Origin of the sequence: Streptomyces minutiscleroticus, from assembly GCF_014650875.1 — a bacterium.
Taxonomy (GTDB): domain Bacteria; phylum Actinomycetota; class Actinomycetes; order Streptomycetales; family Streptomycetaceae; genus Streptomyces; species Streptomyces minutiscleroticus.
Genome location: NZ_BMVU01000034.1, coordinates 64,263 through 78,910, shown reverse-complemented (window position 1 = coordinate 78,910; position 14,648 = coordinate 64,263). Strand labels below are relative to the sequence as shown.

Below are 14,648 nucleotides of genomic sequence, written 5' to 3'. Positions count from 1 at the left end.
TGCGCGGGTACGGAAGCCGGGCCGCCGCACACGGGGGCGGCCGCGTCGGCGGATACGGAGGCCGGGCCCCTGTGCGCGGGGACCACCGGGCCGTTGGACGCGGGGACCACCGGGGTGGCGGGTGCGGAGTGTGTCGTCGCCCTCACGCGGCACCGCCCAGTGCCCTGAGCGCCTTCTCCGCGGCGCTCGCACCGGCCGGTGAGAAGCCCGGGTCGAGACGGAGCGCCGAGGACAGGAGGCGGCGGGCCTCCGCCTCGTGGCCGGTGGCCCGCTCGATCACACCGCGGTGGTAGTGGAACGCGGCGTCGCGATAGCCGGTGGCGGTGGCGCGGCGGGCGTACGGCAGGGCCTCGGCGTCCCGCCCGTTGACGTGCAGCGCCCAGGCGAGGGCGTCCGCGGTGTGCACGGTGTGCCGGCGGGACCACTCGGCGCGGGCGGCGCGCAGGGCGGCCTTCCGGTCGCCGTGGTCCGCCTCCGCGAGGGCGGTGTCCAGATCGGCGTCGACGCCGTTCGCCCGGGCCAGCGCGGCCCAGGCGTCCACCAGGGCGTACTGCTCGCGGGCGCGCGCCCGGTCGCCCCCGCCGCCGCGCGCCTCGTACAGCTCGCCGAGCGCGACGAGCGCGGCCGGCAGCGGTGCGCGCTCCACGACCCGCTCCATCCCGCGGATCGCGGCCGCCCGGTCGCCGTTCGCGGCCTGCGCGCGGGCGCGGCCCTCCAGCGCCGGGAGGTAGGCGTCGTCGGCGGCCAGCGCCCGCGCGTAGTACCGCAGGGCCGTCCTCCCGTCGCCCTCGCGCGCGGCCAGCCGGCCGAGGGCCGTCGCCACGTACGCCACGTCGCCGGGCGCCGCGGCCGTGCCGAGCGCCCGCTCCAGCACCCGCCGGGCGGTCCGCACGTCGCCGCGCAGCTCGTGGACGTACGCGTACCGCGTGAAGACCGGGACGCCGGGGCGGCGGGAGTCGGCCGTGCCCGCCGCCCGCTCCGCCTCGTCGTAGCGGCCGAGTTCGACCAGGGCGTCGACGCGGGAGCAGAGCGCGCGCTCGTTGTACGGGTTGCGGGCCAGGGCCGCGTCCGCGAGGCGCAGGGCCCCGGAGAAGTCGTGGCGGGCGGCGGCGAGCGCGGCGCGTCCGGCGAGCGCCGGGTCGTTGCCGGGCGCGAGCTCCAGCGAACGGGCCAGGGCGCGCTGCGCCTGCGGATAGCGGGACGGATCGCCGTCCGTGCGGGCCTGCTCGACGTACGCGACGCCCAGCGTCGCCCACGCCGCGTGGTCCTTGGGCTGGGCCCGCAGCTGTACCTGCAACGCCCCGACCTGCGCCTCCAGGTCACCCCCTGCCGGCAGGACGGGCGCGGCGGCGGGCACGGACGCCGTGACCGGCGCCGCGTCGCGCCGGGCGCCCAGGGCGACGGCCCAGGCGCTGAGCCAGACGGCGAGCACGGCGGCCCAGGCCGCGAGCCGCAGCGTCCGGCGCCGCCCCGGACTCCCCGGCGGCTCGTCGTCGTGCGCGGCGCGCGGCCCGTCCTCGTACGGGCCCGGAGACGGAGACATGGCCTCTCCTCGATCGTCTGGTGGTGAACGGTCGTGCTGGTGACGGGCGGGGCGTCGGGTGGTGCGCGTCCGGTGCCGTCACGACGCCGGCGAAAGGCGTCAGTACGCGTCCCGGCCCCGTCGGTGGCCGCGCCACCACAGCAGGCCCGCGGCGACGAGCAGGAACCCGACCGCTCCCGACGCCGCGGAGAGGGCGATCAGCGTCGTGTCGTCCGTGCCGCCGCCGTCGGAGCCCGCGGGCGCGAGCGCGTCGCCGAGCTGGTTGCGGACGTCGTTGCCGCCCTTCGTGCCCTTGGCCAGCGGGCCGCGCGAGCCCGACGTGGGCTCGGCGACGTACGGGAAGGCCTTCCCGAACTCCTTGTCGTTCGCGTCGACCGCGTCGCCCAGGTCGTTCTCGGCCCCCACCAGTTCGCCCTCGACGACCTGGAGGGAGGCGTCGATCACGTCGTCGGTGAGCCGGCGCCCGTTGGGGAAGCCCGCGTCGTCGCCGTCCAGCACGCCGAGCCGCTTCGGGTCGTCCGAGGGCCGCACCGAGGTGTTGAGCCGCAGCTCCTCGGCGGGCCGCACGTGCGGCGGCCGGTTGAGCCCCTTCACGCCCTTGAGGAACACGTCGACCAGGTCGTTGCGGGGCTCCGCCGGGGCCTTGATCCTGTAGATCTGCTCGATGAGCTTCGGCAGCTCCGGGGCGGTGACGTTCTTCAGGAAGTCGCCGTCGTTCCAGGGCGAGGACGCGTTGAACCTGTCCTTGTCCTTCTGCGGATTGACGACCTCGTTGACCAGCGGGTTGCCGAGCCGCGAGACCTGGGTCCAGTCGCCGTGGGCGTCCTTGCGCTGGGTCGTCGACCAGATGCCCACGACCGGCTGGTCCGCCGACTTCAGGAGCGCGTTCGTGGGCACCTGCAGGGCGATGGAGTTGACGTTGTAGCCCTTGAGGGTGTCCCGGCCGACCTCGGTGAGGTTCCCGCCGTACAGCAGGTCGAAGACGCGCAGGTCCAGGAAGAACGGGTCGTCGGCCTGGCCCGCGAACGCCTGCCCGCCGCCCTTCAGCTTTCGCACGGCCTGGTCGCGCAGCGTGCCGTAGTCGGGCATGGACGCCCTGCCCACGTCCGACGGCGCGACCGGCAGGTCGTCCGCGACCTTCGTCCGCGACACCAGCTTCTGGTCGTGCAGCTTCAGCAGTTCGACGTCGTAGGTCTGCGTGATGTTGAGGTCGGGGTCGTCGAGGCTGGTCACGGGGCCGGTGTTGTAGAGGAACGTGTCCCCGTTCCTCCGGTGCGTGTCGAAGGTGAAGCGGTACAGCAGCTCGCCCTGCGCGTCGCCGTCGTTGTCGATGTGCAGGTCGTACCGGGCGTCGTCCGCGAAGGTGTAGAAGTTCGGGCCGCCCGCGGGCTCCTGGAACGGCAGCCAGTTCGCGACGATCGTCGTCGTGTCCGGCTTGTCGGGGCTGACGAACGCGTACACGTCCGTGTTGTCGTACTGCGGCTGCCCCGAGATCAGCGGGGCCTCCCGGTGACTGGAGGCGGTCGCCGCCCGGGGCTCGAGCGCGGTCACGCCCGCGGCCGCGAGCCCTCCCGCGGCCAGCGCGCCGCAGACGCAGGCCGCCAGGCCCCTGCGCCACGCGGGCCCGTGCACCGCGGTCCTCGTACTGGTGGATGTCATGCCGTCCGTCCTCTGTCCCGTCGTTCCGGCGGCCTGTCCGGCGGGGCCACCCGCCGGAACGCCTCCGGGGGCCTCGCGTGCGTGCCGCGTCGGTCCGTCGCTGTCCGACGCCCGCCATTCGGAGTGGGGCAGGGGGCGGATTGGTCCTCCGCCGGCCCGCGTTTTCACCGCGCCGATCCGTACCCCCATCCGTACGGGCGGGTGCGCCGAACACCGCGGTGAGGGACGGCCTGGTACGGCCGGGGAGAGGGGAGCCGGAGTTGGAGGGCGGGAGGGGACCGGTGGAGGGCGGGAGGCGCCCGCCGCGGGGCGGGGGGAACACCGGGGAGGCCGAGGAGCTCCTCGCGCGCGTCGCGCGGGGCGACCAGCGGGCCTTCGAGGAGCTGTACGCCGTCGTGTCCGGGCCGGTCTTCGGGCTGGTGCGCCGCGTGGTGCGGGACCCGGCCCAGTCGGAGGAGGTCGCCCAGGAGGTGCTGCTCGAACTGTGGCGCTGCGCCGCGCGCTACGACCCCGGCCGCGGCAGCGCCCTGTCCTGGGTCCTCACCGTCGCCCACCGCCGGGCCGTGGACCGGGTGCGCAGCGCCCGCGCGGCCGGCGAGCGCGAGCGGCGCGAGGGGCGGCGCGCGCACGGACCGGCCTTCGACCAGGTCGCCGAGGAGGTCGAGGCGGGCCTCGAACGCGAGTGGGTGCGCCGCTGCCTGGACCGGCTGACCGCGCTCCAGCGCCAGTCCGTCACCCTCGCCTACTACGACGGCTACACCTACCGCGAGGTCGCCGAGCGGCTGTCGCTGCCGCTGGGCACGGTGAAGACGCGGATGCGCGACGGGCTCGCCCGGCTGCGCCACTGCCTGGGAGGCGCCGTATGAGCGCCCTCCTGCGCGGGCCCTTCGGCCGCCGCGCGCTGCACTCGCTCGCCGCGCCGTACGCGCTGGACGCGCTCGCACCCCCCGAGCACCGGCGCTTCGAGAGGCACCTGCGGGGCTGCGACCGCTGCGCCGCCGAGGTGCGGGCGCTGCGCGAGGACGCCGTCCGCCTGGCCTGCTCCACGGCGGTGGCGCCCCCGCCGGCCCTGCGCGAGCGGATCCTCGCCGCCGTGCGCACCACCCCGCAGGAGCCGGTGCCGCAGCCGTCGCGGTCGCGGCCCGGACGCGGACCCGGCCGCGCCCGGGCCGCGCGGCCGTCCCCGCTGCTGGTGCCGCTCACCACCCTCACGGCGGCGGCCGCGCTCGTCGTCGCCGCGCTGTTCGGCGTCCAGGCCGCCCGGACGCAGGACGCCCTGGACCGGGAGCGGGCCAGGGCGAGTGAGATCGCCCACGTTCTGGCCGCCCCGGACGCCCGCGCGAGCGCCGGCCGGGACGCGCGGGGCGGGGGTCTCGCGGTCGTCGCCTCGGCCGAGCGGCGCAGCGCCGTGGTGACCGCCACCGGCCTGGCCGCGCCCGGGAACGGGAGGGTGCACCAGCTGTGGCTCGTGCGCCCCGGCGCGAAACCGCACTCCCTGGGCCTGCTCGACGGCGACACGCCCTTGGTCGCCACCGGACTGGGCACGGACGCGACGTCACTCGCCGTGACGGTGGAACCGCGCGGTGGCTCCGAACAGCCCACAACCTCACCCATTGTCCAACTCGCCCTGGAAAATGTCGGATTCGGAGAGTGATCGTCAACCGCCTTACGGGGAAGGTGATTAGTGCGCCCGGGATACACGTGTGTGATGGGGGAGCGATAGGGTTAACCTGCCCGGGCCGGGTGCCCTCGTACGGGTGGGGAGTGACGATGGAACAGATAACAGTGCGTGGCAGGGCGCGAGTCCCTGCGATCACCTGCGGCAGCAGCGCGAGCAGTTCGCGCCTCGACCGACATCTCTCGGTGCTGGGCGGACCTGCCGTCCCCCAGCGCGAGACGGTCGAGGCGACGTCGCTGATGCGTGAGCTGACCGCGCGCGGCGCCACGCACGAGCACAGCGGCAGGCGGGCCCGCGTGGGCCGCGTCTCGCTGTTCGCACCGCTGCGCCGGCTGCGCCGCTCGCTGTTCGGCGGCCACTGACGCGGCGGACGCGCCGGCACGGCCGCCGCACGGCGGCCCGGCGGGCGCGTCGGCCCGCGACCGGGTGACACACCCCACACCGACGTACGACCGCCGTTCACAGCGTCCGTCATCCCCGCGGCACGCGGCAGCGTCCCGGTGTGTCCCCGTTCGCGGGCCCGGCCCCGGTCCGTCCGGCCGGACGGACCCGAGCGGGTCCGTCCCGCTCCACCCGGCAGCAGCCGCTCCACCACGACAGCAGTGAGGCGGGCCACCGGCCCGGCGACCCGGCACGGACTCCCCACCCGCCGTCGGGCCGGCCCTCGGTGACGGGCCTTCAGCCCCTTCCCGCACGTCCCGCTTCCCGCACCTCCCGCCGTCCGCGACGGCGGCGGCCGGATCAGCGCCCGCCGGCCGCGTACGCCCGCACCGCGAGCGGCAGGAACACCGCCGTGAGCACGGCGCACCACGCCAGTGACCCCGCGATCGGACGGGTCACCGGCCAGGAGCCCTCGTACGGCACCGGCGCGTTCCCGAACAGGAAGCGCACCGCGGTGGTCACCGCGCTGATCGGGTTCCACTCCGCCACCGCCCGCAGCCCGTCCGGCAGTCCGCCGGTGGGGACGCAGGCGTTCGACAGCAGCGGCAGCACGAAGGCCGCCGAGTCCAGCTGCCCGGCCGCCTCCTCGCTCCGCGAGGCCAGCCCCCAGCAGGATGCCGGCCCAGGTCGTGGCGGACCGCAGGAGCAGCGCCACGTGCCCCGAGGGGCGCCGTTCCGCGGGGCCGCCGGTCCCGGCCGCAGGTCAGAGCAGCGCGAACTGGCCCTCCGGGCCCTCCTCCAGGTGGTCCAGGACCGAGGCCGGCCGACGGGCCGCGGCCGGCACCGGCAGGACGCCCGCCCCGTGCAGCTCGGCCGCCGTGACCGGGGCGCCCCCGCCCTCCGCCAGGCCGGCCCGCCGCGCGCGCACGTCCGCGAGCAGGGCGAGCACCGTGACGAGCTCCAGCAGTTCCGACGTCCAGGCCTGGGGCCAGGCCGCGGGCCGCACGGCCTCCAGGGAGCCCGGCCCGGCCGGGGCGGTGCGGACCGCGAACCACCGCTCCAGCACCCGCACCCCGGCCACCTCGAAGTCCCAGGCCTCGGGCGGCACCGGGGAGATGCGGCCCTCGTCGACGTGGAGGGTCTCCTCGTCGCGGTCGTAGCGCAGCTCGTGCGGGCCGGGCGGCAGCGGAGCGCGTACGTAGGGGCGGCGGCCGCCGGGGAGCTTCGGGCGCTCGCCCCGGCGGCGCATCAGCCACAGCGCGCGGTGGCCCAGTCCGGTGCCGCGCGCCCAGGTCTCCGGGTCGGCGGTGAGCGGCACGGCCACGCCCGACGGGCCGGGCACGGCGGCCACGACCGTCCAGGCGAGGACGTCGGCGGGCGAGGGGGCGCGGCCCAGGCGGGCGGCGAGGTGGTCGAGCAGGCCGGGCGCGAGGTTCGGTTCGAGGCCGCCGGGGCGGCGGTACAGCGGGCGGACGCGGCCGGGCCGGGGCGCGGCCGGGCGGTCCGCCCCCTTCGGCTGCGGCGGGTTCACCGGCAGGACGGAGGCGGCGAGCAGCACCGGCCATCCGTCCGCGCCCGCCTGCTCGACCAGGAACGTCTGGTCCGCGTCCGCGACCCGCCACAGCTCGGGGCGGGCCGCGTCGATCAGCCGGTGGTCGGGGATGAGCCACTGCTCGTCGAAGGGGCCGGGCAGGACGCGGACCGGCTCGGGGCACGGGCCCGACGCCCTGACCAGCCGCTCGGTCCCGACCGACTGGCCCGGCAGCTGCGCCACCGCCGTGTGCAGGGTCCGCGCGCGGGTGACGCCGAACAGGCTCTCGCGGTCCGGCCCCTCGGCCCTCACGAAGGCGTCCCAACGGGCTTTCAGGGCCGCCGCGTCGGGGGCCGCCGGCCACCCCCGGCCCAGCCGTGGCGGTGCGACGGACCACGGCATGAGGTCCGCCAGGAGCGGAGCGTCGTCGTGCGTCACGTCCGGAATCGTACGACGCGGCCCGGCGGCGGACGAGGGGGCCGGGCCGCGGGCGGGCGGTGCCCGGCGCCGCCGTGAGCGGGCCGGACCGCGACCGGCGTCACCGTGACCCGGCGACCGGGTCAGGTGGCGTCCAGCGTCACCGTGAAGGAGAAGCGGTCGCCGCGGTAGTGGATGACCGCCACGTCCAGCGCCCGCCCGTCCTCGCCGTAGGTGACGCCCGTGTAGTGCAGGATCGGGCTGAGCAGCGGGACTTCGAGCAGCCGCGCGGTCTCCGGGTCGGCGAGCCGCGCCTCCACGGTGTCGGTGATCCGGGAGATGCCCACGCCCACCACGTCCCGCAGGACCTTGGTCATCGGCGCGCGGACCAGGTCCTTGGGGTCGATGAGGGCGGCCAGTTCGGGCCGGACGCAGTTGCGGGCGTGGTTCGTCGGCTCGCCGGTCCGCTCGTCGCGGCGCAGCCGGTGGTACGTGGCGACCTCGTCCAGGTCCGGGAAGTGCTCGGCGAACCCGCCCGGCACCGGGGCCGTGCCGTGGTCCAGCAGTTCGGTCCGCATGCCCGACTGCTGGGCCACGATCGCGTCCACCGAGCCGAGCAGCCGCACGGGGGCGCCCCGCAGGGCGCCCGGCTCGATGAACGTGCCGCGCCGCCGGTGGCGCGTGATCAGCCCCTCGTCCTCCAGCTCCTTGAGCGCCTGGCGCATCGTCAGCACGCTCACCCCGTAGTGCTCCGCCAGCCGCTCCTCGGTCGGCAGGCGCAGCGGGTCCCGCGGCGAGCGCCCGAGTATCGAGGCGCGCAGGGACTGCGACACCTGGTACCAGAGCGGCAGCTTGCGGTTCAGGACGATCGAGTCCGGCGCGAAGGAGGTCACGACGGTATCCGTACCGGCCGGACGCGCTCAGTGCAACGGGCGGAAGTGGCGCTGGAGGCCCCGCCACACGTCGTCGTACGACGGTTGCAGGTGCTCCGCGCGGGCCGCCTGCCGCGTGAGGGTCACGGGCCAGCGCGTCTCGAACATGAAGGCCAGCCCGTCGTCGACCTTCTGCGGGGCCAGCTCCGCCGCGCTCGCCCGGTCGAAGGTCTCCCGGTCGGGGCCGTGCGCGGACATCATGTTGTGCAGCGAGCCGCCGCCCGGCACGAAGCCCTCGGCCTTCGCGTCGTAGGCGCCCTCGACCAGGCCCATGTACTCGCTCATCACGTTGCGGTGGAAGTACGGCGGGCGGAAGGTGTCCTCGCCCACCAGCCAGCGCGGCGCGAACACCACGAAGTCGACGCCCGCGAGCCCCGGCGTGTCGCTCGGCGAGGTGAGCACCGTGAAGATCGACGGGTCCGGGTGGTCGTAGGTGACGGTGCCGAGGACGTTGAAGCGGCGCAGGTCGTAGACGTACGGCACGTGGTTGCCGTGCCAGGCGACCACGTCCAGCGGCGAGTGGTCGTACGTCGCCGTCCACAGGTGGCCGCAGAACTTGTTCACCACCTCGACCGGGCCCTCGACGTCCTCGTACGCGGCGACCGGCGCCCGGAAGTCCCGCGCGTTGGCGAGGCCGTTGGCGCCGATCGGGCCGAGGTCGGGCAGGCGGAAGGGCGCGCCGTAGTTCTCGCAGACGTACCCGCGCGCGGCCGCGCCCCCCTCCGCGTCCAGCGGCTCCACCCGGAAGCGGACCCCGCGCGGGATCAGCGCCACCTCGCCCGGCCCGGCGTGCAGCAGGCCGAACTCGGTGCGCAGCAGCAGCCCGCCGCGCTCCGGCACGACCAGCAGCTCGCCGTCCGCGTTCCCGAAGACCCGCTCCATCGGGGCGTTCGCGGCGTACAGGTGCACGGCCATGCCGGTGCGCCGCGTCGCGTCGCCGTTGCCGCCCAGGGTCCACAGGCCGGCCAGGAAGTCCGTGCCCGGCCGCGGCTCCGGCAGCGGGTTCCAGCGCAGCCGGTTGGGGTCGGGCACGGTCTCCGCGAACGGGGCCGTGCGCAGCGCCCCGTCGCCGGTGCGCGTGAACGCCGGGTGTGCCGCCGAGGGACGGATGCGGTACAGCCAGGAGCGGCGGTTGTGCGCCCTGGGCTCGGTGAACGCGGTGCCGCTCAGCTGCTCCGCGTACAGCCCGAGCGGGGCCCGCTGAGGCGAGTTGCGGCCCTGCGGCAGGGCGCCCGGCACCGCCTCCGAGCTGTGTTCGTTGCCGAAGCCGGAGAGGTAGGCCAGTCCCTCGGCGGTCTTGCGCGCGTCCCCGTCCATGCCCGCTCCCTCGCTCGGATTCCTATGCTTCACCGTAGGAATGGAGGGGAGGGTGCGCAAGGGGTGGGGACGCGATCGGGGCACGGCCGCGCGGCCCCGGAAGTCCCGGCTCCGGGAAGCCCGGAAGCATCGACTCCGGGACCGGGGAGTCCCCTCCGGTGGCCCGGGACCGGGGAATCCCCCTCTGACGGCCCGGGACCGGAGAGTCCGGTCTCCGGGGGCCGGGACCGGAAAGCCCGGTCTCCGGGGGCCCGGCTGTCGGAGCCGCGCACTACGCTCGGCCGTATGGCGTGGACGCGCGGCCTTCCCGGTGCACCCGTGCCGCAGGCCCCGCCCGCGAGCGGGACGCCGGCGGGCCGCGCCGCCCCCGCGCCGGGTCCCGCGCCCGCCGCCGCGGTGAGCGGCGGGCCCTCCGGTGCGCGTACGGACGGGCGGGGTTCACCGCACCCCGGCGGAAAGGCATCATGAACTCCGTGCCCGAAGCGACATCGCTGCGTCGCGCGCCCGTGCAGCGCCGCAGCGCCGAACGACTGACGAGGATCCTCGACGCCTGCGCCGACCTGCTCGACGAGGTCGGTTACGACGACCTGAGCACCCGCGCCGTGGCCCAGCGCGCGGGCGTGCCCATCGGCTCCGTCTACCGTTTCTTCGGCAACAAGCGCGCGATGGCCGACGCGCTCGCCCAGCGCAACCTGGAGCGGTACGCCGAGCGCGTCACGCGGCGCCTCCGGGAGGCCGGCGGCACGGGTGGCTGGCGGGCCGTGGTCGACACCGTGCTCGACGAGTACCTCGTCATGAAGCGGACCGCGCCCGGCTTCTCGCTCGTCGACTTCGGCAACCAGATACCGGTGGGCGCGCGCCACGGCGTGCCCAACCACCGGGTGGCCGACCGCCTCACCGACCTCCTGTGCCCCTACATCGGGCGCGAGCCGGACGAGGCGCTGCGCCGCACGTTCCTGGTCGCCGTGGAGGCCGCCGACAGCCTGCTCCAACTGGCCTTCCGGCTCGACCCCTCCGGCGACGACCGGATCGTGGAGGAGACGCGGGAGCTGCTGCGGGCGTACCTGGCACGGGCCCTGGACTGACCCCACCGCACCGGGGGGCGCGGTGCGGGCGGCGCGGTCCGTACCGCCCGGCTCCGTACCGTCCGGTCCCGTGCCGCCGGGCCTCGTGGGCCCGGGGCCCCGGCGTCCGGTCCCGCGCACCCCTCCCCGTCGTGCATACCGGTCGGTATGCTCGGCGCGTCCCGTGCGCCACCGCCGTCGCCCCACCGGGAGGACCCGTGTCCCGCACCACCGGCACCAGCACCGACTCGCGCACCGCCCTGCGCGTCTGCCCCCTGTGCGAGGCCACCTGCGGCCTCACGCTCACGATCGAGGGGACGCGGGTCACGGGAGCGCGCGGCGACCGGGAGGACGTGTTCAGCAGAGGCTTCGTCTGTCCCAAGGGCGCCGCGTTCGGGGAGCTGGACGGCGACCCCGACCGGCTGCGCGTCCCGCTGGTGCGCCGGGACGGCGTGCTGCGCGAGGCCGGCTGGGACGAGGCCTTCGACGCGGTGGCCGCGGGGCTGCGCCCGGTGGCCGAGCGGTACGGACCGCACTCCGTCGGCGTCGTCCTCGGCAACCCGAACGTGCACACCGTGGCCGGCGGCCTCTACCCGCCGCTCCTCGTCGGCGCCCTCGGCACCCGCAGCGTGTTCACCGCCTCCACGCTCGACCAGATGCCCAAGCACGTCTCCAGCGGCCTGCTCTTCGGCGACGCGAACGCCATCCCCGTACCCGACCTGGACCGCACGGACCACCTGCTGCTGATCGGCGCCAACCCGCTGGAGTCCAACGGCAGCCTGTGCACCGCGCCCGACTTCCCCGGCCGGCTCAGGGCGCTCCGGGCGCGCGGCGGCACGCTCACGGTGGTCGACCCGCGCCGCACCCGCACCGCCCGGCTCGCCGACCGGCACGTCGCGGTCCGGCCCGGCACCGACGCGCTGCTGCTCGCGGCCGTGGCCCGGACGCTGCTGGCGGAGGGCCTGGCCGACCCCGCCCACCTCGTCCCGCACCTCCAGGGGCTCGACGACCTCCCGTCCGCGCTCGCCGAGTTCACCCCGGAGGCGGTCGCCGGGGCCTGCGACGTGGACGCCGGGACCGTCCGCGCGCTCGCCCGCGAGCTGGCCGCCGCGCCCACCGCCGCCGTCTACGGCCGCATCGGCAGCTGCACCGTGCCGCACGGCACCCTCGCCAGCTGGCTCGTGGACGTGCTCAACGTCCTCACGGGCAACCTCGACCGGCCCGGCGGCGCGCTCTTCCCGCTCGCGGCCACCGCCGTGCCGCGGCCCGGCGGCCCCGGCCGCGGCTTCGACCTCGGCCGCTGGCACAGCAGGGTCTCCCGCCACCCGGAGGCCAAGGGCGAGCTGCCGACGGCCGCCCTGGCGGAGGAGATCGACACCGCGGGCGGCGAGGGCGCACCGGTCCGCGCCCTGGTCTGCGTCGCCGCCAACCCCGTCCTGTCCGCGCCCGACGGCCTGCGTCTCGACAAGGCCCTCGGCTCGCTCGACTTCATGGTCTGCGTCGACCCGTACCTGAACGAGACCTCGCGCCACGCGGACGTCGTACTGCCCCCGCCGCCGCCCGCGCAGAGCCCGCACTTCGACTTCGCGTTCAACACCCTCGCCGTGCGCAACCAGGTGCGCTACACCCGCGCCGCCGTCCCGCTGGAGCCCGGCCGCAGGGCCGAGACGGAGATCCTCGCGCGGCTCGTCCTCGCCGCGGGCGGCCGGCACGGCGCCGACCCCGGCGCGGTCGACACCGCGGTCGTCGAGCGGACGCTGCGCAAGGCCGTGGGGGACCCGCACTCACCCGTGCACGGCCGCGATCCGCGGGACCTCGCCGCCGCGCTCACCGGCGCGGACGGCCCGGAGCGGCGGCTCGACCTGATGCTGCGCCTGGGCCCGTACGGCGACGGATTCGGCGCCCGCCCGGACGGGCTCACCCTGGAACGGCTGCTCGCCGCCCCGCACGGCATCGACCTCGGGCCGCTGCGGCCCCGCCTCCCGCAGCCGCTGCGCACCCGCAGCGGGCGGATCGAGCTGCTGCCCGGGCCGATCGCCGCCGACCTGCCGCGGCTGCGCGCGGCCCTGCGCGAGCGCCCGGCCGGGCTCGTCCTCGTCGGCCGCCGCCACCTGCGCTCCAACAACAGCTGGATGCACAACGTGCCCGCCCTCACCGGCGGCTCCAACCGCTGCACCCTGCACCTGCACCCCGACGACGCCGCCCGGCTCGGCGTGGCGGACGGAGCGCCCGTACGGATCAAGGGCGCAGGGGGAGAGGTGACCGCTCCGGCCGAGGTCACCGACACCGTGCGGCGGGGCGTGGTGAGCCTGCCGCACGGCTGGGGGCACGACCGGCCGGGCACCCGGACGCGCCACGCCGCGGCGGACCCGGGCGCCAACGTCAACCAGCTCCTGGACGGGCGCCTGCTGGACCCGCTGTCGGGCACGGCGGTGCTCAACGGCGTGCCCGTGACCGTGACTCCGGCAGGCACACCGTCGTGACCTGGAGTTTTGCGCTTATTGCTCACGCGTCAACATCTTGTTAACGCTCGTGAGCGCGACCTAACGTTCCTCGGACCGCCGGCCCTGGTGGGAGTTCAAGGGCGAACGTTAGGTGTCCACTCATGCTGACCATCCTCGGCTTCGCCATGATCGCGACCTTCCTGGTCCTGATCATGCTGAAGAAGATGTCGCCGATCGCGGCGCTCGTACTGATCCCGGCACTGTTCTGCGTGTTCGTCGGGAAGGGCGCCCATCTCGGGGACTACGTCCTGGAGGGCGTGGGTGACCTCGCGCCCACCGCGGCGATGCTGATGTTCGCGATCGTCTACTTCGGGGTGATGATCGACGTCGGCCTGTTCGACCCGATCGTGCGCGGCATCCTGAGGTTCTGCAGGGCGGACCCGCTGCGCATCGTGATCGGCACCGCGCTGCTCGCGGCCGTCGTCTCCCTCGACGGCGACGGCTCCACCACCTTCATGATCACCGTCTCGGCGATGTACCCGCTGTACAAGCGCCTGAAGATGAGCCTGGTCGTGATGACCGGTGTCGCCGCGACGGCCAACGGCGTGATGAACACGCTGCCGTGGGGCGGCCCCACCGCCCGCGCCGCGACCGCGCTGAAGGTGGACGCCGCCGACATCTTCGTACCGATGATCCCCGCCCTGGCCGTCGGCCTGCTCGGCGTCCTGCTCCTCGCGTACGCCCTCGGCCGCCGCGAGCGCAAGCGGCTCGGCGTGCTCACGCTGGACGAGGCCCTCGAACCGCAGGAGGCGGGCGCCGCCCGCGAGGTGCGGGAGCAGGCGCAGGAGAACGAGGCGGTCCTGGTCGGCAGCGGCGGCCCGGCGTCCGGCGGCGGGCGCACGGCCCCCGCGGCCCGCGGGACCGGCGGCGGTACGGGCTCCGGGGCCGCGTCCGGCGACGGCTCCGGCGCCGGCGGGTCCGGCGGCGCCGCCGAGGGCTTCCAGGGGCTCGACCCGGACCGGCCGACCCTGCGCCCGAAGCTCTACTGGTTCAACGCGCTGCTCACGGTCGTCCTGCTGACGGCCATGATCGTGGAACTGCTGCCGATCCCGGTGCTGTTCCTGCTCGGCGCCGCGCTCGCCCTCACGGTCAACTTCCCGCACATGCCCGACCAGAAGGCCCGCATCGCCGCCCACGCGGACAACGTCCTCAACGTCTCCGGCATGGTCTTCGCCGCCGCCGTCTTCACCGGCGTCCTGCAGGGCACCGGCATGGTCGACCACATGGCCGACTGGCTCGTCGGCAACATCCCCGACGCCATGGGCCCGCACATGGCGGTCGTCACCGGCGTGCTCAGCCTGCCGCTCACGTACTTCATGTCGAACGACGGCTTCTACTTCGGCATCCTGCCGGTGCTCGCCGAGGCCGGCCAGGCGCACGGCGTCTCCAGCCTGGAGATCGCCCGCGCCGCCATCGTCGGCCAGCCGCTGCACATGTCGAGTCCGCTGGTCCCGGCCGTGTACGTGCTGGTCGGCATGGCGAAGGTCGAGTTCGGCGACCACACCCGGTTCGTGGTGAAGTGGGCCGCCCTCGTCTCCCTCCTGGTGCTCGCCGCGGGGATCCTGTTCGGCATAATCTGAGGTGATCGGACATCCGGAAGTCCGGGTAACCGGACAACCGGT

The 14,648-nt window shown here is 75.7% G+C and carries 11 protein-coding genes and 1 pseudogene; 6 read left to right on the top strand and 6 right to left on the bottom strand.

The features are described from left to right. Positions 1-142: 142 nt before the first annotated feature. Both IE271_RS27500 and IE271_RS27495 read right to left on the bottom strand, forming a co-directional pair. On the bottom strand, positions 143-1,543 hold the full coding sequence (locus tag IE271_RS27500) for a tetratricopeptide repeat protein (RefSeq protein WP_229919592.1): 1,401 nt from the start codon (positions 1,541-1,543) through the stop codon (positions 143-145). Between the two features lie 99 nt (positions 1,544-1,642). Further along, the gene (locus tag IE271_RS27495) at positions 1,643-3,202 is read right to left on the bottom strand and encodes a DUF4331 domain-containing protein (RefSeq protein WP_190193139.1); all 1,560 of its coding nucleotides are present in this window, start codon (positions 3,200-3,202) and stop codon (positions 1,643-1,645) included. Between the two features lie 281 nt (positions 3,203-3,483). On the opposite strand from IE271_RS27495, the gene IE271_RS27490 reads away from it, so the two are divergent. From IE271_RS27490 to IE271_RS27480, 3 genes are all read left to right on the top strand, one after another. After that, the gene (locus IE271_RS27490) at positions 3,484-4,068 is read left to right on the top strand and encodes a sigma-70 family RNA polymerase sigma factor (protein WP_190193138.1); all 585 of its coding nucleotides are present in this window, start codon (positions 3,484-3,486) and stop codon (positions 4,066-4,068) included. Then, positions 4,065-4,856 carry an anti-sigma factor gene (locus tag IE271_RS27485; protein WP_190193137.1) on the top strand — a complete coding sequence of 264 codons (792 nt, stop codon included), beginning with the start codon at positions 4,065-4,067 and terminating at the stop codon, positions 4,854-4,856. Before IE271_RS27490 ends, IE271_RS27485 begins: the two co-directional genes overlap by 4 nt. A 116-nt stretch (positions 4,857-4,972) precedes the next feature. After that, positions 4,973-5,242, top strand: coding sequence for a hypothetical protein (locus IE271_RS27480; RefSeq protein ID WP_190193136.1), 270 nt, complete (start codon positions 4,973-4,975; stop codon positions 5,240-5,242). 379 nt (positions 5,243-5,621) lie between these two features. On the opposite strand, the pseudogene IE271_RS27475 reads toward IE271_RS27480, so the two are convergent. The 4 genes and pseudogenes from IE271_RS27475 to hmgA form a co-directional block, all read right to left on the bottom strand. Beyond that, positions 5,622-5,970: pseudogene (locus IE271_RS27475) on the bottom strand (ABC transporter permease); the annotation flags it as partial. Between the two features lie 54 nt (positions 5,971-6,024). Next, on the bottom strand, positions 6,025-7,239 hold the full coding sequence (locus IE271_RS27470) for a type ISP restriction/modification enzyme (RefSeq protein ID WP_190193156.1): 1,215 nt from the start codon (positions 7,237-7,239) through the stop codon (positions 6,025-6,027). A gap of 113 nt (positions 7,240-7,352) precedes the next feature. Continuing rightward, a complete protein-coding gene (locus tag IE271_RS27465; RefSeq protein ID WP_190193135.1) occupies positions 7,353-8,102 on the bottom strand; it encodes a GntR family transcriptional regulator in 750 nt (249 codons plus the stop codon). A 27-nt stretch (positions 8,103-8,129) separates the two neighbouring features. Next, positions 8,130-9,458 carry a homogentisate 1,2-dioxygenase gene (gene hmgA / locus IE271_RS27460; protein WP_190193134.1) on the bottom strand — a complete coding sequence of 443 codons (1,329 nt, stop codon included), beginning with the start codon at positions 9,456-9,458 and terminating at the stop codon, positions 8,130-8,132. A 464-nt stretch (positions 9,459-9,922) separates the two neighbouring features. On the opposite strand from hmgA, the gene IE271_RS27455 reads away from it, so the two are divergent. From IE271_RS27455 to IE271_RS27445, 3 genes are all read left to right on the top strand, one after another. Beyond that, the gene (locus IE271_RS27455) at positions 9,923-10,543 is read left to right on the top strand and encodes a TetR/AcrR family transcriptional regulator (RefSeq protein WP_190193133.1); all 621 of its coding nucleotides are present in this window, start codon (positions 9,923-9,925) and stop codon (positions 10,541-10,543) included. Positions 10,544-10,740: 197 nt separating this feature from the next. Further along, complete coding sequence (locus IE271_RS27450) at positions 10,741-13,005, top strand: molybdopterin oxidoreductase family protein (protein WP_190193132.1); 2,265 nt, start codon at positions 10,741-10,743, stop codon at positions 13,003-13,005. 122 nt (positions 13,006-13,127) lie between these two features. Beyond that, a complete protein-coding gene (locus IE271_RS27445; RefSeq protein WP_190193131.1) occupies positions 13,128-14,606 on the top strand; it encodes a CitMHS family transporter in 1,479 nt (492 codons plus the stop codon). Positions 14,607-14,648 lie beyond the last annotated feature (42 nt).